Raw genomic sequence first — 22,146 nt, forward strand, 5'->3', positions numbered from 1 at the left:
ACGAATATAGGGGCCGTCGCGGGCTCCGCCAGCCAAAGCTTACCGGGCTGTGCTTGCGTGTCGCGGCCGGCGTGCTACCCGGCTGCAACACGTTCGTCTTGCAAGGATTTCGGCATGTATCGGTTCATCGGCGCGCTCTCGGTGCTCGCCCTCTCCACGGCGACGCTGGCGCAGACGTCGGCCCCGCAACCGACAGCTGCCACCCCGACACCGGCACCCGCATCGGGGGGCACCGCGGCGGCAAAGCCCGATCCGGCGATCCTCAATACACGGCTCGCAGCACCGCTGCCGGCGGATCAGGCGGCGATGAAGGCGCATGTCCTGTTCCTCGCCTCCGATGCGATGAAGGGGCGCGAGGCGGGCAGCCCCGAGTTCGACATCGCCGCGCAATATGTCGCGGCGCAATTCTATGCCGCCGGTCTGCGGCCCGGCGGTGACGATGCCGGCTATCTGCAGCGCGTGCCGCTGGTCAGCTACAAGGCCGCGGACAAGGGCAGCTTCACCTGGACGCCGCAGTCGGGCGCCGCGCAGCCGCTGGTGTTCGCGGCAGACTATGTCCCCGCCGCCAACGGTGCGAAGGCCGATACCGCGGTGTCGGCGCCGATCGTGTTCGTCGGCTATGGCATCGACGCCCCGCAATACGGCCAGAACGACTATGCCGGCGTCGACGTGCGCGGCAAGATCGTCGCCTATTTCGGCGGTGCGCCGGCGCGGTTCAGCGGCGAGGAACGTGCCTTTTTCGGATCCGGCGGCACCAAGGCCCGGACCGCCGAAAGCAAGGGGGCGGTCGGCGTGATCACGCTCGAAAGCCCGCGGACCGCCAAGGCCCGCCCGTTCGCGCGATCGGCGCAATTCTACGACACCGCCCGGATGACCTGGGCCAACCCCGACGGCACCGGCAAGGTCGACGCGCCCGGCGCGCCGTCGCTCGGCACGCTGAGCGTTGCAGGCGCGACCAAGCTGTTCGGCGCGTCGTGGAAGGCGATTGCCAAGCAGGCGCGGTCGGACAATGCGAAGTTCAGGTCCGCGCCGCTTGCGGGCACGCTGACGGTCGCGACCAAGACGAGCTTCGCGCCGGCGGCGAGCAGCAACGTCGTCGGCGTCATTCCCGGCACCGATCCGGTGCTTGGCAAGGAGGTCGTCGTGCTGTCCGCGCATCTCGACCATATCGGCATCACCCGTCCCGCGAACGGCGCGAAGGACGGCGATGCGCTCAACAACGGCGCGCTCGACAATGCGATCGGCATCGCCAGCCTGATCGAGGAAGCCAAGCGCTTCACGACCAGCGGCAAGGGCTCGAAGCGCACGCTGATCTTCCTTGCGGTCACGGGCGAGGAAAAGGGGCTGGTCGGCAGCGATTATTTCACCAACCACCCGACCGTGCCGCTCGCCAATATCGTCGCGGACGTGAACCTCGACATGCCGATCCTGACCTACAAGTTCGAGGACATGGTGGTGTTCGGCGCGGAGCGATCGACGCTCGGCCCGATCGTCCAGACGGCGGTGGCGGCGATCGGTGTCGGCCTGTCGCCCGATCCGATGCCCGAAGAGGGAATCTTCGTCCGCTCGGATCATTTCCGCTTCGTCCAGAAGGGGATCCCGGCGGTGTTCCTGTGGCCGGGGCAGAAGGGGCCGGGCAAGGCCGCGGTCGCCTATTTCATGGCGAACAACTATCACAAGCCTTCGGACGATCTGTCGCAGCCGATCCTGTGGGATCAGGGCGTGCGGTTCGTCGATGCGAACTACCGGATCGCGCGCGAGATCGCCGATGGCGCGGAGCGGCCGGTCTGGAATGCGGGCGACTATTTCGGCACGCTCTACAAGGGGCCGATGGGCCGGGCGGCGGCCGCGAAATGAGCCGGCTGCTCGTCTTCGGCCTCGGCTATACCGCGTCGCGGATCGCACGCCGCCTGGCCGGGGACGGGTGGCATGTCGTCGGCACGTCGCGCGACGGTCGCGACGACACGATCCGGTTCGACGACGCCGCCGCGGTCATGACGGAGATCGCCGCAGCGACGCATATCCTGTCCTCGGTCCCGCCCGAGCATGACGCCGACCCCGTGCTGGCGCGCTACGGATCGGCGCTGCTGCGGACGCGGGCGTGGCTCGGCTATCTGTCGTCGACCGGCGTGTACGGCGATGCCGGTGGTGCCTGGGTCGACGAGACCGCGCCGATCGGCGGCGGACGCCGGAGCGCGCGGGCAGCGGCCGATGCCGACTGGCTCGCGATCGGCGCGCGGACGTTTCGCCTGCCCGGCATTTACGGCCCCGGCCGGTCGCCGCTCGACCGCGTGCGCGAGGGCAAGGCGCACCGGATCGACCAGCCGGGACAGGTGTTCAGTCGCGCGCATGTCGACGATATCGGCGCGGGCGTAATCGCCGCGTTCGATGCGCCGCCGGGCGCCTATAATCTGGCGGACGACGTCCCCGCGTCGCAGAACGACGTCGTCGCCTTCGCCGCAGCACTGCTCGGTCTGCCCGCGCCGCCGTTCGTGACGATCGAGCAGCTGTCGGCGATGGGGCGCGGTTTCTATGCCGAGAACCGGCGGGTGGCGAACGGCAAGGCGAAGCGCGTCCTGCGCTGGACGCCGACCTGGCCGGATTACCGGGCGGGTCTGCGGGCGCTGAGCGCGATGACGAGCCCGGCACCGGCGAGCACCGCACCGGCCACCGCTAGCGTCGACCAGTGATAATGCTCGAAGATCGTCGATAAGATCATCGCGATGACCGGCACGATCACCCCCGAATAGGCCGCCTTGGCAGGCCCGATCGCGCGGATGACGTTGAAATAGAGCGGGAAGGCGAGCGCGGAGGCGAAGATGCCGAGATAGAGGATCCCGGCGATATAGCCCAGCCGCAGCTCGAACACCGGCGGTCCGGTGGTGATCCAGGCGAAGGTCGCGTCGAGCGTCGCGCCGATCAGCATCGCGATCGCCAGCATCGGGGCCATCGGATAGCGTTTGGCAAACGCGCTGCCCTGCATGACATTCGCGATCGACGCGGCCAGGACGCCGCCCAGCGTCAGGGCGATGCCGATGGTCGCGGACTGCGGACCATGCGGATCGACCCGCGCCTCGTTGACGAACAGCAATGCGACGCCCGCCATCGCCACGGCACACCCGAGCATCAATTGTCGCCCGAGTTTCTGCCCCAGGAAGATGCGGCCGAACACCGCGTTGGGGACGAGCAGCAACGCGAAGACCACCGCGACCAGCCCCGACGTCACATAATGCTCGGCACGGTAGACGAAGTTGAAGTTGAACGCGAACAGCGCGGTGCCGATGACCGCGGCAAAGGCGTAGCCGCGGGTGTCGAGCACGAGGCTTTCACGCTTCACCCGCGCATAGATCGCCATCGCGATGCCGGCGATGAGGAAGCGGTAGCTGATCGACCAGCTCGGCGGCACCACCGCGATCTGGTCGCGGATGACGAGCCAGGTCGACCCCCAGATCAGCGTGACGATCCCGAACGGGACCAGCACCGCCGCACGCGTCGACTGGATCGGGGGTTGCGGCGAACCGGACGGCCCGGTCATAACGCCCGGATCGCGTCCGCAAGCTGGTCGACCGGACCAACCGGCGTGTCCCATGCGGTCACCAGCCGGATTTCGCCTGCCGCCCAGTCGTAGAAATCGAACCCCTGCGCGCGAAGCGCGGCGGCCTCGTCGGGGGTCGCGCGGAGAAAGACCTCGTTGGCCTCGACCGGATGGACGAGGCGGTCGCCCGCGGCCGCGGCCAGTCGCGTGGCAGCCTGGTTCGCGGCCTCGCCATTGGCGAGCCACAGGTCGTCCTCGAGCATCGCGAGGATCTGTGCGGCCAGATACCGCCCCTTTGACAGGAGCAGGCCCGCGCGCTTGCGGCGATACTGGGTGACGGCGGCGAGCTCGGGCTTGAAGAACACCAGCGCCTCCGCACTCATCGCGCCGTTCTTGACGAACCCGAAACTGAGCGCGTCGACGCCCGCGCGCCACGTCATGTCGGCGGGCGAGCATCCCGCATGGACCATCGCGTTTGCAAAGCGCGCGCCGTCCATGTGGAAGCCGAGCCCGCGCTCCTTTGCGAGCGCGCCGATCTCGGCGACCTCATGGGAGAGGTAAACCCGGCCATATTCGGTGGCGTTGGTGATCGAGATCGCGTGCGGCTGGACGCGGTGGACGTCGTCGGGGATCGCGTCGAGGACGGTGCGGATCGTCGCGGGCGTCAGCTTCGCGCCGTCCCCATCGGCGAGGAACAGCTTGGCACCGTGCGTGTAGAATTCGGGCGCGCCGCCCTCGTCATTCTGGATATGCGCGTCGCGGTGGCAGACGATGCCGCCATGCGGCGGACACAGCGCGGCGAGCGCAAGGCAGTTGGCGGCGGTGCCGGTGGGCACCCACAGCACCGCGACCTCGGTTTCGAACAGCGCCGACAGGCGGCCGTCGAGCTGCTGGCTCCATTGATCGCCCGCATAGGCGGTGTCGAGCGTGTCGGCGGCGGCGATCGCGGCCATGACCTGTGGGTGGATCCTGGCGGCGTTGTCGGAGAAAAAGCGCATCGTCAGGACATGCTGCGATGCGGTGATGGCGTCAACGGGCGCTTCGCCTTGGTCGCCGCCTTCTACGTCGTCATCCCGGGGCCTGACTTTCGTCAGGATGACGGCGGGGGATCGAACTACTGCCCCTCGTCAAACCCCGGTTCCTCCTCGGGCGGCCGGCGATCGTCGCGTGGTGGCCCATCCTCCGGTCGATCGCGGCGTGCGGGGCCGACCGAGATCGTCCCGTCCTCGCCCATCTTCAGGTTGAAGCCGAGCCCCTCGATCTCGCCGCCGAGCGGCAGGACGCTGTTGTCCCCGTCTTCGGGCGGCAGTGCATCGGGGTCGATCTCCTCGACCGGCGGCGCGGGGGCGGCGACGGGGGCGATGCCCAGCGCGGACTGCATGAAGTCGCGCCAGATCCGCGCCGGGATGCCACCGCCGGACAGGCCGGGATTCGAACTGTTGTCGTCGTTGCCGACCCATACGCCGACCACCAGGTCGCGTGCGAAGCCGACGAACAGCGCATCCTTGTTGTCCGACGTCGTCCCGGTCTTGCCGAACGCATCGACTGTCAGGTTGGCGCTCCGCCCGGTTCCGTTGCGGATCGAGGCGGCGAGCAGGTCGAGCATCTCGTCATGGATCTTCGGCGGCAGCGCGGTCGAACCCCCGGTCAGCGACTGATACCAGCCCTTTTCCCGAACATCGGCGAGCCCGCGCGGCTGCACCGGATAGGTCTCGCGCGCGATCGCGGCATAGGCGGCGGTCAGTTCGAGCAGCGACACGGTCGAGGTGCCGAGGCCGATCGTCGCCTCGTTCGGAATGGGCGTGGAAATCCCCAGGTCGCGCGCGGCCTTGATCACCGCCCGGACGCCGACTTCTTGCGTTAACCGGGCGGCGGCAACGTTGGAAGAGCGGGCAAATGCCTGGCGCAGCGTGATCGTCCCCTGATAGCGCCCGTCGCTGTTCTTGGGCGTCCAGTCGCCGATCGTCACCGGGCGGTCCTCGATCGTCGAATCGGGTGTCATCCCCGCGCGCATCGCGGCGAGATAGACGAACAGCTTGAACGTCGATCCGGGCTGGCGACGCGCCTGAGTCGCACGGTTGAACGGGCTCTTGCGGTAATCCTTGCCGCCGACCATCGCGACGACGCGCCCGTCGGGACGCATCGCCACCAGCGCGACCTGCGCCTCGCGCAGCCCAACGCGCGCGACGGTGCGTTCGGCGGCGCGTTGCAGCCGCGGATCGAGCGTGGTCCGGACGGTGGTTTCCGTCTTCACCTCGCCCGCCTGGTCGCGCGCCTCGGGCAGGATCCAGTCGGCGAAATAGGTGCCGTTGGGGAGTTGCTTCGGGCGGTTCGCCAGCACGCGTTGCGGGCGGACCGCATCGCCCTCCGCTTCGGTGAGGAAACCCGCGGCGACCATCGCGCCGACGACGACGGCTTCACGCTTGCGCGCACCCTCGAGGTTGGAGGTCGGGGCGAGCCGCGACGGCGCCTTGACCAGGCCGGCGAGCATCGCTGCCTGGCCGACGTTCAGCGCCGCGGGTGTCCGGCCGAAATAATGCTTGGCAGCCGCGCTGATCCCATAGGTGTTGTCGCCGAAATACACGTTCGACAGATAGCGCGAGAGGATCTCGTCCTTCGACAGCCATGCCTCAAGCCAGACGGCGATCATCGCCTCGCGGATCTTGCGCGTCGCGGTGCGATCCGAATCGAGGAACGCGTTCTTCGCAAGCTGTTGCGTGATCGTGCTGCCGCCCTGACGCACCCCGCCCGACCCGAGATTCGCCCAGGCCGCGCGCGCGATCCCGCGCGGGTCGATACCCCAGTGCGAATAGAAGCGGCGGTCCTCGATCGCGAGGAACGCCTCGCGCACGTGCGGCGGCAGCGTCGCCGCGTCGACCGGTTTGCCGATGATCGCGCCGCGCCGTGCGATCGGCGTGCCGTCATCGGCGGTGAGCGTGATCGAGGGCGGGGTCGGCGGCTGCAGTGATTTCGACAGGGGCGCGGGGGTCGCCAGCCAGATGATCGCGATCACCAGCAGGATGATGCCGATACCGGTGCCGCGCACGATCCACCGGCCGATCCCGCCCCGCCTGCGCCGCGGTGTCGCGGGCTGCGGGTAGCCATCGTCCTGGCGGGGATCGTAATTGCCGTCCGGATCCTCGCCCAGTCGCTCGCGCTCATATTTCTCGCGCAGGCGTTCGCGCTCGGTGATCAACCGCTCGCGTTCATAGGCATAGGGCTCGCGTTCGCCGGACATGCCGGAGCCGGATCGGGCGGGGTCGAAGGGATCGGGGCGCATCGGATCGTTCCAGCGGTCGGGCATCTGGTGTGTTATCGTTCTATGACAGTTCGGACAAGCCTATGCGCACGCTTAACGTGTACGCGCGCTGAGCGACAGCATTGGCCTGTTGTCATCACCGGGCGAAACGAGGAAGAGCTAATGATGATGTTCGAACAGGGTGACACCGTGGCAGCTACCGACTCTCTATCGCCCTCCCTGCCGCTTGTCGTCGGCATTGGCGGGACGATCGGCGGCGTGTCGTCGACCGAGCGCGCATTGCGGATCGCGCTCGATTCGGTCGAGCGACACGGATACCGGACACAGATGTTCGGCGGCGCGGACATGGCCCGGCTGCCGCTTTACGATCCCAAGGCGACCGAGCGGACCGAGGACGAGCGTGCCTTTGTCGCGGCGGTGCGCGCGGCCTCGGCAGTGATCATCGCCAGTCCGGGCTATCATGGCAGCATCTCGGGCGTGGTGAAGAACGCGCTCGACCTGCTCGAGGAAACCGCGCGCGATCCCGAACGGCCCTATCTGGCGGACATGCCGGTCGGGCTGATCGCGACCGCCTATGGCTGGCAGGCGACGGGCAGCACGATCGCGGCGCTTCGCTCGATCGTCCACGCACTGCGCGGCTGGCCGACGCCATTCGCAGCGGCGATCAACACACAAGTGACGAAATTCGATGCCGAGGGCGGGGCGAGCGATCCCGCGGTGCTTGAGCAGCTTCGTCTGGTCGGCCGGCAGGTCGCGCGGTTCGCACCTTTGTCCGAACCGGCAAACTGACCGCGCGTCGCACCGCCGCGTCACCCGGGTCTGGCCCTAGATGACGCGGCGGCCGTGACGGGCCGGTGTTACCGCAGCCCACCGCCGAGCGCACGATACAGCTCGACCGCATTGGTGTCGCGAACCAGCCGGGTCGCCAGCAGGCTCTGCTGCGCGGTGTAGAGCGACCGCTGTGAATCGAGCGTGTTTAGGAACGGATCGATCCCCGCGCGGAAGCGCAGTTGCGACAGGTTGAACGCGCCCGCCGCATTGTCGCGCAGCGACGTCTGCGCCTCGAGCTGGCCGTTGATCGTGCCGCGCCGGGCGAGCGCATCGGCAACCTCACGGAAGCCGGTCTGGACGCTCTTCTCATAGGTAGCGAGCATCGCGTCGCGCGAGGCCTTGGCGTAGTCCAGATTACCCTTGTTGCGACCGAAGTCGAAGATCGGCTGCGTGATCGACGGCGCGACCGACCAGGATTCGCTGCCCTTGCCGAACAGGTTCGACAGGCCGAGGCTCAACGTGCCGAGCGACGCGGTCAGCGAGATATTGGGGAAGAACGCCGCGCGGGCCGCACCAATATTGGCGTTCGCCGCAATCAACTGATGCTCGGCAGCCGCGACGTCGGGGCGCCGCAGCAGGACTTCGGAGGACAGGTTGGCGGGCAGATTTTCCAGCGTCGGCGTCTTCTCCGGCATCCGGGCCGGCAGCAGGTCGGCACTCAGCGTGGTGCCTGCGAGCAGGTTCAGCGCATTCTGGTCCTGCGCGATGAGCGTCGTCGCATCGGCGATGTCGGAGCGCGCCTGGTCATAGGTCGTCCGCGCCTGGCGCACTTCGAGTTCGGACGCGATGCCGATGCGGAACCGATCCTGCGTCAGCTTGAGCGTTTCGCCGAAGGCCCGTTCGGTGTCCTGCGCGATCTTCAGCCGATCCTGGTCCGCTGCCATCGTCAGCCAGGCGGTCGCGGTTTCCGCGATCAGCGACACCTGCGCGGCGTTGCGGTTTTCCTCCGCGGCGAAATAGGCCTGTTGCTGCGCCTGGGTCAGATTGCGGACCCGGCCGAACAGATCGATTTCCCAGGCCGAGACGCCGAGATTGGCCGAATAGATGTCGAACCGGCCGCCGCCGGCGACCGCCCCGGCACCGGTGCCGCCGCCCCCGGTGCCGCCTCCAGTACCGCCGCCCGTGGTGCCGCCCGTACCGCCACCGACGGCGCCGAAGGGGGACTTCTGATAGGTTGCGCTGCCCGTCGCACCCAGCGTCGGGAACAGGTCGGCGCGCTGGACGCGATATTGCGCCCGCGCCTGCGCGACATTGGCAACCGCGATCCGGACGTCGCGGTTGTTGTCGAGCGCGGTGCGAATGACGCGGCGCAGGCGGTCGTCGGTAAAGAACGCCTCCCATGCGGTGTCCGCGGGCACGATCGCACCCGCCGCATCGGTCGCCGCATAAGCCGGTCCGGTCGGCGTGGACGGGGCCACCGGAAGCTCGGGCCGGACATATTTCGGGGCCAGGTTGCAGCCGGCGAGCGTGAGCCCGGCGGCGAACGTCAGAGCGATTTTGCGCGAGAACATCGGATCAGGCCTCCTGCGGCCGCTGGTCGTGGGGCGTGGTGTCGCCGTCACGGGTGTCGTCACGTGTGTCATCACGGCGGCGGTCTCCGTCCTGCTGGCCGGGCTTGTCCTGCTTGAAGACGCGCTTCACGAGCAGGAAGAACAGCGGCACGAAGAAGATCGCGAGCACGGTCGCGGACAGCATGCCGCCCACCACCGCCCAACCGATCGCATTCTGGCCGCCGGCGCCCGCACCGCTCGACAGCGCGAGCGGCAGCACGCCGAAGATGAACGCGAACGAGGTCATCAGGATCGGGCGAAGACGCAGCTTGGCCGCCTCGACCGCGGCATCCGCCGCGTTCATCCCGTCACCCATCTTCTCCTCGGCGAACTCGACGATCAGGATCGCGTTCTTCGCCGCCACGCCGATCGTCGTAATCAGCCCGACCTGGAGATAGATGTCGTTGTTCAGCCCCGCGACCATCGCCGCGAGCACCGCACCGAGCACGCCGAGCGGCACGACGAGGAGCACGGCGATCGGGATCGACCAGCTCTCGTACAGTGCGGCAAGGCACAGGAACACGATCAGCAGCGACAGCGCATAGACATAGGTCGACTGCCCGCCCGAAAGCTGTTCCTCATAGCTGAGGCCGGTCCACTCATAGCCGATGCCGGGGGGCAGCTTGGCCGCCATTTCCTCCATCGCCTTGATCGCGGTGCCGCTGCTGACGCCGGGTGCGGGCGACCCCATGATCTCGAACGAGGCGACGCCGTTATAGCGTTCGAGACGTGCGGGGCCGTAGGTCCAGTCGGTCGTCGAGAAGGACGACATCGGCGTCATCGCGTTGGTCGCGCCGCGGACGAAGAAGTTGCCAAGGTCGGCGGGCGACTTGCGGAACGGTGCATCGGCCTGGACGAACACCTTCTTCACGCGACCGCGGTCGATGAAGTCGTTGATGTACGATCCGCCAAACGCGGTGCTGACGGTGGTGTTGATATCCGCCTGGCTCAGCCCGAGCGCGCCCGCCTGAGCCTGGTCGACGTTCAATTTGAGCTGTGGCGCATCCTCCAGGCCGTTCGGACGGACCTGCATCAGGCGCTTGTCCTGGCTGGCCATGCCGAGCAGCATGTTGCGGGCCTCGAGCAGCTTGTCGTGGCCAACGCCGGCATTGTCCTTCAGCATGAAGTCGAAGCCGTTGGCGTTGCCGAGTTCCTGCACGGCGGGGGGCACGAAGCCGATCACCATGCCGGCGCGGATCCCGGCAAGCGCCTGGTTGGCGCGCTGGGCGACCGCGGCGACGGTGTTCGCGTCGCCTTCGCGATCCTCCCACGGCTTGAGCTGGATGAAGGCGAGTCCGACATTCTGGCCCTGGCCGACAAAGCCGAAGCCGCTGATCGTGAAGATGCCCGCAATGTTGGCCTTCTCGTCGACCAGGAAGTGATCGCGCAGCTTGTCCATCGTCCGCGCAGTCTCTTCCATCGTCGTGCCCGTGGGCATCGACACCTGCGCGAACATCAGCCCCTGATCCTCTTCGGGCAGGAAGCCCGAGGGCAGTCGCAGGAAGACGAACAGCATCGCGCCGACGATGACCGCATAGACGATCATCGTCCGCACCCAGCCCTTTTCTACGCGGCGCAGGCCCTTGCCATATCGGTCGACGCCGCGATCGAAGGTCCGGTTGAACCAGCCGAAAAAGCCCTTCTTGTCGCCGTGATCCTGCTTGGACGGCTTCAGGATGGTGGCGCAGAGTGCGGGCGTCAGGATCAGCGCGACCAGCACCGAAAGCACCATCGACGAAACGATCGTGATCGAGAACTGGCGGAAGATCACGCCGGTCGAGCCGCTAAAGAACGCCATCGGCAGGAACACCGCGGACAGGACGAGACCGATGCCGACCAGCGCGCCGCTGATCTCGTCCATCGATTTCTTGGCGGCCTCCTTGGGGCTCAGCCCCTCTTCCTGGATCAGGCGTTCGACATTCTCGACGACGACGATCGCGTCATCGACGAGCAGGCCGATCGCCAGCACCATGCCGAACAGCGTCAGCGTGTTGATCGTGAAGCCCGCGACCTGAAGCACGGCGAGCGAGCCGAGCAGCACGACCGGCACCGCGATCGTCGGGATGAGCGTGGCGCGGAAGTTCTGGAGGAAGAGGAACATCACGAGGAAGACGAGGATGATCGCCTCGATCAGCGTGTGGACCACCTGTTCGACCGACAGCCGCACGAATGTCGAATTGTCGACCGGATAGGCGATCTTGACGTCGGCCGGGAACTGCTTGGCGATCTTCTCGACCTCGGCCTTCACCAGCGTGACGGTGTCGAGCGCGTTGGCGCCCGGCGCCAGCTTCACGCCGAAGCCCGCCGCCTGCTTGCCGTTGTAGCGCGCCTGGAAGCTGTAGTTTTCCGAGCCCATCTCGACCCGGGCGACATCGGCGAGGCGCACGGTGGCGCCGCCGGTGGCCGAGCGGATGATGATCTGGCGGAACTGTTCCGGGGTCTGCAGACGCGACTGCGCAGTGACGGTCGCGTTGAGCGCCTGGCCCTTGACCGCGGGAAGGCTGCCGACCTGACCGGCAGAAACCTGTGCGTTCTGCGCGGTCAGTGCCGAGGTGATGTCGGTGACGGTGACGCCGAGGTTCGACATCTTGAAGGGATCGACCCAGATCCGCATCGAATATTGCGCGCCGAACACCTGCGTGTCGCCGACGCCCTTGATCCGGCTGAGCGGATCCTGAAGCTTCGATGCAATCAGATCGCCGAGATCGACCTGGTCATGGCTGCCGTCCTGCGAATAGGCGGCGATCACGAGCAGGAAGTTGGCGGTCGCCTTGGTCACGCGAAGCCCGGCCTGCTGCACTTCCTGCGGCAGGAGCGGGGTCGCCTGTTGCAGCTTGTTCTGCACCTGGACCTGCGCGATGTCCGCGTCGGTGCCCTGTTCGAAGGTCAGCGTGATCGCGAGGTTGCCTGCGCCGTCGCTGGTCGAGGCGAAGTAGCGAAGGTTGTCGATCCCCTTCATCTGCTGCTCGATGATCTGCGTCGTCGTGTTCTCGAGCGTCTGCGCGTCGGCGCCCGGATAGGACGTCGCGACCGTCACCTTGGGGGCGGCGATCTCGGGGAACTGCGCGATCGGCAGCGACCGGATCGCCAGGACGCCGGCCAGCATCAGGATGATCGCGATGACCCATGCGAAGATGGGTCTATCGATGAAATAGCGTGACATGAGGCGTTACTTCCCGGCCTGCGTGGAGGCGGCGCCGCCAGCTGCGGCATTCCCGGCGACATCCTTGCCGCCAACCTTGCCGACCTGCTGCGGGGCGGCGGGCTTGACGGTCGTGCCGGGACGCAGGTTGAGCAGCCCCTCGACGATCAGCTTGTCGCCGGGCTTCAGCCCGCTGGTGACGATCCACTTGTCGCCGATCACGCGGTCGGTGACGACATTGCGCTGCTCGACCTTGTTCTGCGCGGTGACGACCATCGCGGTCGCCTTGCCGCGCGGATCGCGCGTGATGCCTTCCTGCGGGGCCATGATCGCCTGGCTGCGGATACCCTCGACGAGCTTGGCGCGGACATACATGCCCGGCAGCAGCAGCCCGTTGGGATTGGGGAAGCTGGCGCGCAGCGTGACCGCGCCCGTCGCCGGATCGACGGTGACTTCGGCGAACTGCAGGCGACCCTCGATCGGATAGGTCTGGCCGTTGGGCAGGATCAGCTGGACGCGTGCGGTGCCGTCGCCGCGAGTCACGCCGCCCGACGCCATCGCCGCCTTCAGGTCGAGCAGCTGCGCCGCCGACTGGGTGACGTCGACATAGACGGTGTCGGTCCGCTGGATCGTCGCGAGCGCGTCGGTCTGCCCGGTCTGGACGAGCGCGCCGGCGGTGAAGATCGAACGGCCGATACGACCCGAGATCGGCGCCTTGATGCGGGTGAAATTGAGGTTCACGCGTGCGGCTTCGACCGCTGCACGCTGCGCTGCAACATTGGCACGCGCCTGTTGCGCGGACGCGGTGGCGTTGTCCGCCTCCTGCTTGCTGACCGCGTTCAGCGCGACGAGCTGGCCGTAACGCTGTGCCTGAAGTCGGGTCGCATTGATCTGCGACTGGGCGGCGCCGAGCTGACCCTGCGCCGTGCCGAGCGCGGCGCGATAGGGGGCGTCCTCGATCTCGTAGAGCACCTGGCCCGAACGGACCATCGCGCCCTCGGTGAACAGGCGACGGCGGATGACGCCCGATACCTGCGGGCGCACTTCGGACGTCTCCACCGCGGCAATCCGCCCCGGCAGCTCGGTGGTCAGCGTCACCGCCTCCTGCGCGACCGTCACGACGCCGACCGTGGGCGTCGGCGGGGGCGGGGGGGTCTCTTCCTTGCTGCACGCCGCCATCAGCGCCAGCGCGGCCAGGGCCACCGATCCCTTGAGATTCAATCGCTGCATGTTGAGCATCCCGACGTCCGTGCAGAAGAGTTCACCGGAATGAACGTTCATTCCGCTTGCGCCGCCGCTATGGACGTGCAAACGCCGGGTCAAGTTAAAACGTCATCCGGAGTGGGATTTTGATTGCAGTGCAACATGAGAAGTCGGCGCGTTCGCACATCGTTGATGCGGCCCGGCATCTTTATGCGACGCAGGGATTCCATCAGACGTCGATGGCCGAACTCGCTGCCGCTGCGGACGTTAGCGTCGGCCAGATCTATCGCCTGTTCACCGGCAAGAACGCGCTGATCCAGGCGCTGATCCTTGAGGATGCCGAGGCCAAACTCTCAGACCTGCGCAAGCTGACCGACGACGTGTCGACGGGGCGGCTGTCGATCGAGCGCGGATTTGTCGAGCTCGCGCGGCGGTCGCTCGCCAAGGGGGATGAGGCGCTGTCGTTTGATATCATGGCAGAAGCGCATCGCAACGGCGAGGTCGCGGACACGATCGGCTCGCTCTGCGCCGGGTTTCGCGCGGTGGTGCGCGATCTCGCCTGCGTCGCCAATCCCGCGTTGTCGGCAAATGCGCTCGATGGCGCGGAGGAGCTGGTGCTGGCGTGCATGTTCGGGCTGGGGCATCGGACATTGTCGTGTCCGCGGCTGTCCGAGACCGAGACCGCAGAGGTCACCGGCCGCATGATCCTCGCTGCGCTTCACGCGCTCTGAGGCACGACGCGATGCCCTGACGACGGGGCAGGCGGCCCCGTTTGGCGGGCGGGCGGCGGCGCGGGGCATTACCGATTGTTGCACTGCGGCGCGCGAAGTCGGATAAGCGGTTCATGACCGAAACGACACGACGCGACTTCATGATGGCTCTTGCGGCCACGGGCCTTTGGCCGGCGGCGGCACTGGCACAGACGGGGTCGGGCACCCCCCGCAAGCGCGGCGCCGCGGCGTCGTCCGCCCCCGCGCTGGGCAAGCCCGAGTCGTTTTCCTGGGAGGCGCTGCAACAGCGCGCCGCCGCGCTGGCGCGCGCGCCTTACCGCGCGCCGGCCAAGGTCGCGGCGGCCGAGGGGATCGATTATGATGCGGTCGGCTCGATCAGCTATCGACCCGAGCGCACGCTGGCGGGGGGCATCCGCCTGTTCCCGCTCGGCCGCTATGCGCCGACCCCGGTCGCAATCCATGTCGTCGAACGCGGGCAGGCGCGCGCGGTCGATTTTGCCGCGGATCTCTTCAAGACCGAGTCCGGGCATCACGCCGCCCTCGGCATCGCCGGCTTTCGCGCGGTGTCGAGTGATGGCAAGAGCGACTGGATGGCGTTTATCGGCGCCTCCTATTTCCGTACCGCCGGTTCGCAGGACCAATATGGCCTGTCCGCGCGCGGTATCGCGATCGACACGGGGATCGACGGCAAGGAGGAATTTCCCGCCTTTACCGCCTTCTGGATCGAGGCGACGGGCGCGCAGAGCTACACCGTCTATGCCCTTCTCGACGGGCCCAGCGTGACCGGTGCGTACCGCTTCGTGTGCCGGTACACCGACGGGACCGATGGCGGCGTCGTGCAGGATGTCTCGTCGACGATCACGCTGCGCAAGGACGTCGCGCGGCTTGGCATCGCGCCGGCGACGAGCATGTTCTGGTATGGCGAGGGCAACCGCGCCGCGGCGATCGACTGGCGCCCCGAAATCCATGATTCGGACGGGCTGGCGATGGCGACCGGTGCCGGTGAGCGGATCTGGCGTCCGCTCGCCAATCCCGCGACCCCCACGCTCGACAGCTTCCAGGACGACAATCCGCGCGGCTTCGGCCTGATCCAGCGTGACCGGGCGTTCGATCATTATCAGGACGACGGCGCCTTCTACGATCGCCGCGCTAACCTGTGGATCGAACCGAAGGGCGACTGGGGCAAGGGCGCGGTGACGCTGTACGCCTTCCCGACCGCGAGCGAGACGGTCGACAATGTCGCCGCCTTCTGGGTCCCCGCCGCGCCGGCGACCGCGGGGAAGACGATGCAGTTCGACTATCGGCTGACCTGGTCGTCGCGCGATCCGTCGGTCGCGCAGCCCGCGCATGCGGTCGAGAACTGGCGTGGCTCGGCCGGCCGGCCGGGCGCGGAGCCAACGCCGGGCGCGCGGAAGGTCGTGGTCGATTTCGTCGGTGCGACGCTCGCCGGTCTCGACCGCTCGAGCGGGGTGACGGTGCAGGCCGATGTCAGCCGTGGCCGGGTCCTCGCCAGCGCCGCCTATCCGGTCGTCGGCCAGCCGAACCGCTGGCGCGTGACGCTCGATGTCGCCCCCGAACGCGGCGTCCTGGCCGATGTCCGGCTGTTCCTGAAGCGCGGCGGGCAGTCGCTCAGCGAAACCGTGCTGACGCAGGTGGGTTGAGCCATGACCGTGGACAGCCCGGGCCGCCCCGGTCATCCCGCACTTCCGGCACGATTGCCCGCCGACGTCCCGATCGACATGCCGCTGCAGAATTTCCGGGCGCGCGGCACCGGCGGCGGGCCGACACCCGACCCGCTGGCCGGACCGTCCAATGGCTCGGACACGCTCACTTCGCCCGAGGGCATGTCGTCGCGGCGACTGCTCCTGTTCCTGCTGACGATGCTGCTCGCCACCACCGCCTCGGCGGCGGTCCAGGATTCGTTGCTCGGCGACGGCATCGACCTGTGGGACGTCGCGCTGCTCGTGCTGTTCTTCCCGCTGTTCGCGTGGATCGCGTTCGGATTTCTCAACGCGCTGATCGGGTTCGTTCTGCTGATGACGCGGATGCATCCGGGCTTCGTGCCGGTCCCGCAGAACCGTCAGCCGCTGACCGGGCAGACCGCGGTGCTGATCCCGGTCCATAACGAGGATGTCGACGCGGTGTTCGGCCGGATCGCGCGGATGATGCATGCGATCGAGGCTGCGGGCGAGGCGGGGAGCTTCGCCTTCTTCGTGCTGAGCGATTCGGGCGAAGAGTCGGGCGCACAGGAGGTCGCGGCGTGGGAGGTGCTCGCCCCCGGATCGCGCGTCCCGCTCTATTATCGCCGCCGGACCGACAATGTCGCGCGCAAGCCGGGCAATGTCGCCGACTGGGTCCGGCGCTTCGGCGGCGGCTATGATCACATGCTGGTGCTCGACGCAGACAGCCTGATGAGCGGCGACGCGATGATCGGCATGGCGCAGGTGATGGAGCGCCGCCCCTCGGTCGGCCTGTTGCAGACGGTGCCGACGATCCGCGGCGCGACCACGCTGTTCCAGCGCTGGATGCAGTTCAACAGCCGGTTGTACGGTCCGATCTCGACCGCCGGTCTGGTCTGGTGGTCGGGGTCGGAGGCGAGCTTCTGGGGGCATAATGCGATCATCCGCACCCGGGCCTTTGCCGAAAGCTGCGGCCTGCCCGTGCTGCCCGGCGGCCCGCCGTTCGGCGGCGCGATCATGAGCCACGACATGGTCGAGGCCGCCTTGCTGCGGCGGCGCGGCTGGGCGGTGCACCTGATCATGATCGACGACAGCTATGAGGAGTTTCCCCCGACGCTGATCGATATGGCGGTGCGCGACCGGCGCTGGGCGCAGGGCAATATCCAGCATCTGAAGCTGCTGGGGTCGGACGGGTTCCATCCGGTCAACCGGCTGCAGCTGGCGATCGGGGCGTCGGCATACATGACGTCGCCCGCCTGGCTGGTCCTGATCCTGACGACCATCGCGCAGGCCTTTGCCGGCGAAAGCAAGCTGGTCGAGGCGACCACTTCGGCGCGCGTGCTGGCGCTGACGGTCATCCTGCTGTTCGGCCCCAAGCTGCTCGGTATCATCTGGGCGGTGTCCGACCGGAGCCGGCGCGCGGCGTTCGGAGGCGCGCGGGCGATCATCGTGTCGGCCATTGCCGAGATTCCGCTATCGATGCTGTCCGCGCCGGTCATCATGCTTACGCAGACGATGGACCTGATCAGCATCTTCCGCGGCCAGCCCTCGGGCTGGAGCCCGCAGAACCGGGATCGCGACGGGCTGTCGATCGCGGATGTCGTGCCGCGCTATCGCTGGCATCTGGCGGCGGGGGTCGCCCTGCTCCTGATCTCGCCCGCCGTTCCGATCACCGCGCTGTGGCTGGCGCCGGTGACGCTCGGGCTGTTGCTGTCGCCGTGGCTCGCCAAATGGAGCGCGAGCAACGCGGCGGGGAGCCGCGCTGACGCGCGCGGCCTGTTCCAGGTGCCCGCCAGCGGCATCGACCAGCTGTCCGCGACCGAGGCGTCGGCGCTCCGCGCGATCGCGCACTGAGGCGCCACGCGCGGCGCCGCCGACGCTACCGCACGGCTTCGGCGGAAGCAGACACGGCTGGGGCGGATGCGGCGGCGATCAGCGTCGGGGCGTCCGCGACGAACCGGTCGAGCACGCCGTCGGCAACCCGGATCGCACCGTCGAACCGCGTCGCACCGGGGATGGTCTGGACGGCCGCGGCCTGTGCGGCGAGACGCCGCGCTTCGGCGAAATAACCGGCGGCGGCCGCGCCGTCGCGGTTCGCGGCGTCGAGTCCGGCGGCGGTCATCTGGAGCGCGCGGCCCCAAAGCTGCATCGCATCGAGCCAGGGGCGTGCCTGGTCCGCAAAGCCCGGATCGATCGTGCCCGAGCGGATCGTGTCAGGCGCCGCCGCCAGCGTGTCCGCCGCCCTGGCCAGATCCACGAGCGCGAGGCCGCGGGCCGCCGCGTCGCCCTCCGCCAGCGCGAGGCGCACGGCGTCGAGCTGCGCCTTGAGCCTGGGCGCCTGGGGCTGCCAGGGTTGGCTGCCGAAGGTCGGGGCGAGATGCTGCGTATCGAAGAAGCTCAGCAGCGCCGCGGTCGCGCGCGCATCGCCGCCCGCCAGCTCGCGGGCGGCGAACTGCCACGTCCGGTCCGCGTCATAGTCCTTGTCGTTCCAGCCGAACGCGGCAACGCCGGTCACCGCGACGCGGCTTGGCGCCTCCTGGTTCATCGGGTTCGACAGGATCCCCGTCAGTTCGCCCGCCAGCCCCGCCTCGCGCCGCGCATAAGGCGCGAGCAGCAGCCGCCCGGTGGTCTGGGCATAATCGTTGACCGGATAATTGTCCCACAGCAGCGTCTTGCGCCCAAAGGCCTTGGTCGCGGTCTTCGCATCGGCGATCGAGATCGCGGGGGGGACGACATCGGTGCCGGTCCATTGCACCACGACGCGGGGATCGAGATATTTGCGCAGCGCCGCCTTGTACGGGGTTTCCTTCGCGTCGTAATATTCGGTCGGCACCATGATCAGCGGGCGCGACGACGGATCCTTTGCGAGCAGATCCGCCTGGACCGCGTTCAGCAGGCGCGATTGCGCGATGCCGGCGGCCTCGGCGCCCGATGGTCCGAAACTGGCCTTGTCCCGCTCGCAATTCCATTTTGTATATTCGATGTCGTCGAGCGCGACGTAGAAGCTGTGGACGCCGATCGATCGCAACGCGGCGAACTTGCGTTCGAGCGCCTGAGCATCGGCAGGGTCGGAGAAGCACACCGACGGGCCCGGCGACACCGCATAGACGAAGTCGACATGATTGCGCCGTGCGGTAGCGACCAGCGTGCCGAGCGCGGACAAAGTCGCCGCGGGATAGGCCTCGCGCCAGCGATCCCGCGCATAGGGATCGTCCTTGGGGCTGTAGACATAGGTGTTCGCCTTGACGGTGGCGAGGAAGTCGAGATGCTTCGTCCGGTCCGCCATCGTCCAGGGCTTGCCGTAAAAGCCCTCGATCGTGCCGCGCATCGGCATCGCGGGATGATCCTGGATCACCAGCGCGGGGAGGGCCGGGCGTGCCGCGAGCTGTCGGAACGTCTGGACGGCATGGAACAGTCCGTCCGCGTCCTGGCCCGCCAGCGTGATAATGCCGCTGTTGCCCGCCGCGAGCGTGGCGATCGTATAGCCTTCGGGATGCGTGTCGCGGACGGTACCGGCGCGGGCGAGCGCGTCGCGGACGATCGCGGTGTCGCCGGTGCCGAGCAGGATGTGCGGGCGATCGGGGGCGGCGGGCAGCCGCCGCGCGGTCGTGATCGTCGTGACTCCGGCGGCACGCAGGATCTCGCGGACCAGCGCGACGCTGTCACCGTCGGTGCCGTCTGGGGCGACAAGCACCACCGATCGGCCGAGCGTTATCGTGCCGGTCCGCAGCGCGATCGACGTCGGCGCGGGGAAGATGGCGGGCATCGTCACCGGTTGCGCGGCACCCTGCGCGGAGACCGTGGTCGCCAAGCCCGTCGCGATCAGGGCCGCGTACGTCCCCGTCATGGCCATGCGTCGCGTCATAACAGCTCTCCGGTATTTCATTGGTATTATGGGAGCGGTTTAGGCACAGGACGGCGTCACGGCAAGGCGTCGCTGCCATGGCGGCCATTGCCGACAGACTTTGGTCAGGATGGGTTGGCCGACCTTGGGCCCCTATCGCAGGGCCGGCGGGACGTCGGGTCCACGCGGCGGTCGGATGAAAAAAGCTGGTGCTGCCGGTGAGGATTGAACTCACGACCTCAGCCTTACCAAGGATGCGCTCTACCACTGAGCTACGGCAGCACTCGTCGACATCGCTGTCGGCGGAGTGGGGCTAAGAGACGAGGGCGGGACGATTGTCAAGGCGTCGCGCGACGATGTAGAGCGTTATTATGCAATCGAACGATGAAAAGGCGGCGGAAAAAGCGGCCCGCATGGCCGCCGCGCTGCGCGATAATCTGCGCCGTCGCAAGGCGCAGGCGCGTGCCGCGTCGGCCGGGCCCGCCGCGGCTCCCCCTACGGACGAGCCGCCTGTGGACTGAGGCGGTCAGCCGATCGGCGCGCATTTTGCCTGGAGCCAGGCGCGGTCGTCGCCGGTCATTTCGGGCGAGAGCGTATCCAGCACCTGCGCGTGATAGGCGTTCAGCCATGCGAGCTCGGGCTGGGTGAGCAGCGACGGTTCGATCAGCGTGCGCTCGATCGGGCAGAAGGTCAGCGTCTCGAAGCCGAGCATCGCGCGGTCCGCGCCGGGAATCGTGCGCGGTTCGATCAGCAGCAGATTCTCGATCCGGATGCCGTATTCGCCCGCCTTGTAATAGCCGGGCTCGTTCGAGAGCATCATCCCCGCACGCAGCGGCTCCATCGCCGCGCCGCCGGGGTAGTTGGGCGAGGCGATCCGCTGCGGCCCTTCATGCACCGCCAGATAGGCGCCGATGCCGTGACCGGTGCCGTGCGCGAAATCGAGCCCCGCCTCCCAGAGCGGACGGCGGGCGAAGGCGTCGATCTGACCGCCGAGCGTGCCGTCGGGGAAGACCGCGGTCGCGATCGCGATATGGCCCTTGAGCACGCGGGTGAAGCGGTCGCGGATCTCCTTGCCCTGTTCGGGTGACAGTGCGCCGATCGGCATGACGCGCGTCACGTCGGTGGTGCCATCGGCATATTGCCCGCCCGAATCGACCAGATAAAGCTGGCCGGGCTCGAGGGGGACGTTCGACTCCTCGGTGCAGTGGTAGTGCGGGCTGGCGCCGTGCGCGCCGGTCGCGGAGATCGTGTCGAACGACGTGTCCTTCAGCAGCCCGGTCGCCTCGCGGAAGGCGAGCAGCTTCGCGGTGGCGGACAATTCGGTCTGGCTGCCGTCGGCGCAGTCGGTCTCGACCCAGCGCAGGAAGCGCGCGAGCGCGGCGCCGTCGCGGACCGAGGCGGCGCGGTGGCCGGCGATCTCGACCGGGTTCTTGAGCGCCTTGGCGAGGACGACGGGATCGCGCAGCGCGAGCACCTTGGCCCCGCCCGCGGTCAGCGCGTCGGAAATCGCGGCGACGGCGCGTTCGGGGTCGGCGGCGACGCGCTTGCCTGCGAAGTCGCGTAGCGCGGGCTGGAACGCGGCGCGGTCATGCACGCGGACCGCGTTGCCGAGATGCTGGCGGACGGTGTCGTCGAGCTTTTCGGGTGCGACGAACAGGTCGGTGGTGCCGTCGGCGCCGACAATCGCATAGCTGAGCGCGACGGGGGTGTGGCTGACGTCGTCGCCGCGGATGTTGAGCGTCCAGGCGATCGAATCGAGCGCGGACAGCACGACCGCGTCGGCGCGCTGTTCGGCGAGCCAGTCGGCGATCCGCGCGCGTTTTTCGGCGGACGAGGCGCCGGCGAAATCGTCGGGCTGGATGGTGATCCTGACGGCGGACGGCGCGGGGCGGTCGGTCCAGATCGCGTCGATCGGGTTGGCATCGACCGCGACGAGCTGTGCGCCGCGATCGGCGAGCACCGCGCTGGCTTCGGCGACCCAGGCGCTGGTGTGCAGCCACGCGTCATAGCCGATCCGCGCGCCCTCGGCGACGTGGGTGCCGAGCCAGGCGGCGACGCTGGTCTGCGGCACGGGGGCGTAGTCCCAGTGATCGCCATCGACCTGTTCGCGGACCTGGAGCGTGTAGCGGCCATCGGTGAAGATCGCGGCGCGGTCGGCGAGCACCGCGGCGCTGCCCGCCGAGCCCTGGAAGCCGGTCAGCCAGCCGAGCCGCTGCGCATAGCCGCCGACATATTCGCTCATATGCTCGTCGGTCAGCGGCACGACGAAGCCGTCGAGGCCGGCGGCGGCGAGATGGGCGCGCAGGGCGGTGAGTCGGGTCGGGCTGGATCGGGTCATCGGGGCTTTCGTCGATCTGAATGTTGTGAATGTT

At 68.2% G+C, this 22,146-nt stretch carries 15 protein-coding genes and 1 tRNA gene; 7 read left to right on the forward strand and 9 right to left on the reverse strand.

What is annotated here, in order from left to right:
* Positions 1-114: 114 nt before the first annotated feature.
* Positions 115-1,857, forward strand: coding sequence for a M28 family metallopeptidase (locus IFS44_RS15815; RefSeq protein ID WP_192099160.1), 1,743 nt, complete (start codon positions 115-117; stop codon positions 1,855-1,857).
* Positions 1,854-2,690 (forward strand): NAD(P)-dependent oxidoreductase, encoded by an 837-nt coding sequence (locus IFS44_RS15820; protein WP_192099161.1) that lies wholly within the window; start codon positions 1,854-1,856, stop codon positions 2,688-2,690. Before IFS44_RS15815 ends, IFS44_RS15820 begins: the two co-directional genes overlap by 4 nt.
* Here IFS44_RS15820 and IFS44_RS15825 read toward each other — a convergent pair.
* From IFS44_RS15825 to IFS44_RS15835, 3 genes are all read right to left on the reverse strand, one after another.
* Positions 2,603-3,535: a DMT family transporter gene (locus tag IFS44_RS15825; protein ID WP_192099162.1), complete on the reverse strand. Its 933-nt coding sequence runs from the start codon at positions 3,533-3,535 to the stop codon at positions 2,603-2,605. The two genes, IFS44_RS15820 and IFS44_RS15825, sit on opposite strands and share 88 nt — an antisense overlap.
* Positions 3,532-4,533, reverse strand: coding sequence for a threonine aldolase family protein (locus IFS44_RS15830; RefSeq protein WP_192099163.1), 1,002 nt, complete (start codon positions 4,531-4,533; stop codon positions 3,532-3,534). The genes IFS44_RS15825 and IFS44_RS15830 overlap by 4 nt, the downstream gene beginning before the upstream one ends.
* A 116-nt stretch (positions 4,534-4,649) precedes the next feature.
* On the reverse strand, positions 4,650-6,839 hold the full coding sequence (locus tag IFS44_RS15835) for a transglycosylase domain-containing protein (protein ID WP_192099164.1): 2,190 nt from the start codon (positions 6,837-6,839) through the stop codon (positions 4,650-4,652).
* A gap of 117 nt (positions 6,840-6,956) precedes the next feature.
* On the opposite strand from IFS44_RS15835, the gene IFS44_RS15840 reads away from it, so the two are divergent.
* Complete coding sequence (locus IFS44_RS15840) at positions 6,957-7,583, forward strand: NADPH-dependent FMN reductase (RefSeq protein WP_244180476.1); 627 nt, start codon at positions 6,957-6,959, stop codon at positions 7,581-7,583.
* Between the two features lie 68 nt (positions 7,584-7,651).
* Here the strand turns inward: IFS44_RS15840 and IFS44_RS15845 are convergent, their stop codons facing one another.
* Genes IFS44_RS15845 through IFS44_RS15855 form a run of 3 tightly spaced genes read right to left on the reverse strand, consistent with a single transcriptional unit; the run spans position 7,652 to position 13,547 of the window.
* The gene (locus IFS44_RS15845) at positions 7,652-9,136 is read right to left on the reverse strand and encodes an efflux transporter outer membrane subunit (RefSeq protein ID WP_107931289.1); all 1,485 of its coding nucleotides are present in this window, start codon (positions 9,134-9,136) and stop codon (positions 7,652-7,654) included.
* Between the two features lie 4 nt (positions 9,137-9,140).
* Positions 9,141-12,338, reverse strand: coding sequence for an efflux RND transporter permease subunit (locus IFS44_RS15850; RefSeq protein ID WP_107931291.1), 3,198 nt, complete (start codon positions 12,336-12,338; stop codon positions 9,141-9,143).
* A 6-nt stretch (positions 12,339-12,344) separates the two neighbouring features.
* Positions 12,345-13,547: an efflux RND transporter periplasmic adaptor subunit gene (locus tag IFS44_RS15855; RefSeq protein ID WP_192099165.1), complete on the reverse strand. Its 1,203-nt coding sequence runs from the start codon at positions 13,545-13,547 to the stop codon at positions 12,345-12,347.
* Positions 13,548-13,675: 128 nt separating this feature from the next.
* On the opposite strand from IFS44_RS15855, the gene IFS44_RS15860 reads away from it, so the two are divergent.
* From IFS44_RS15860 to mdoH, 3 genes are all read left to right on the forward strand, one after another.
* Positions 13,676-14,251 carry a TetR/AcrR family transcriptional regulator gene (locus IFS44_RS15860; protein WP_311725698.1) on the forward strand — a complete coding sequence of 192 codons (576 nt, stop codon included), beginning with the start codon at positions 13,676-13,678 and terminating at the stop codon, positions 14,249-14,251.
* A 113-nt stretch (positions 14,252-14,364) separates the two neighbouring features.
* Positions 14,365-15,912: a glucan biosynthesis protein gene (locus tag IFS44_RS15865; protein WP_192099167.1), complete on the forward strand. Its 1,548-nt coding sequence runs from the start codon at positions 14,365-14,367 to the stop codon at positions 15,910-15,912.
* A 3-nt stretch (positions 15,913-15,915) separates the two neighbouring features.
* A complete protein-coding gene (gene mdoH / locus IFS44_RS15870) occupies positions 15,916-17,784 on the forward strand; it encodes a glucans biosynthesis glucosyltransferase MdoH (RefSeq protein WP_192099168.1) in 1,869 nt (622 codons plus the stop codon).
* A 25-nt stretch (positions 17,785-17,809) separates the two neighbouring features.
* On the opposite strand, the gene IFS44_RS15875 is transcribed toward mdoH, so the two are convergent.
* Both IFS44_RS15875 and IFS44_RS15880 read right to left on the reverse strand, forming a co-directional pair.
* Complete coding sequence (locus IFS44_RS15875) at positions 17,810-19,777, reverse strand: beta-N-acetylhexosaminidase family protein (RefSeq protein WP_244650355.1); 1,968 nt, start codon at positions 19,775-19,777, stop codon at positions 17,810-17,812.
* 204 nt (positions 19,778-19,981) lie between these two features.
* Positions 19,982-20,056, reverse strand: a tRNA-Thr gene (locus IFS44_RS15880).
* 89 nt (positions 20,057-20,145) lie between these two features.
* Here IFS44_RS15880 and IFS44_RS15885 point away from each other — a divergent pair.
* Entirely contained in the window at positions 20,146-20,295 is a 150-nt protein-coding gene (locus IFS44_RS15885; RefSeq protein WP_192099170.1) for a hypothetical protein, read from the forward strand.
* Positions 20,296-20,300: 5 nt separating this feature from the next.
* Here IFS44_RS15885 and IFS44_RS15890 read toward each other — a convergent pair whose 3' ends face one another.
* The gene (locus IFS44_RS15890) at positions 20,301-22,112 is read right to left on the reverse strand and encodes an aminopeptidase P family protein (protein ID WP_192099171.1); all 1,812 of its coding nucleotides are present in this window, start codon (positions 22,110-22,112) and stop codon (positions 20,301-20,303) included.
* Between the last annotated feature and the right edge of the window lie 34 nt (positions 22,113-22,146).

It is taken from the genome of Sphingomonas sp. CFBP 13706, from assembly GCF_014842355.1.
Classification (GTDB): Bacteria; Pseudomonadota; Alphaproteobacteria; order Sphingomonadales; family Sphingomonadaceae; genus Sphingomonas; species Sphingomonas aerolata.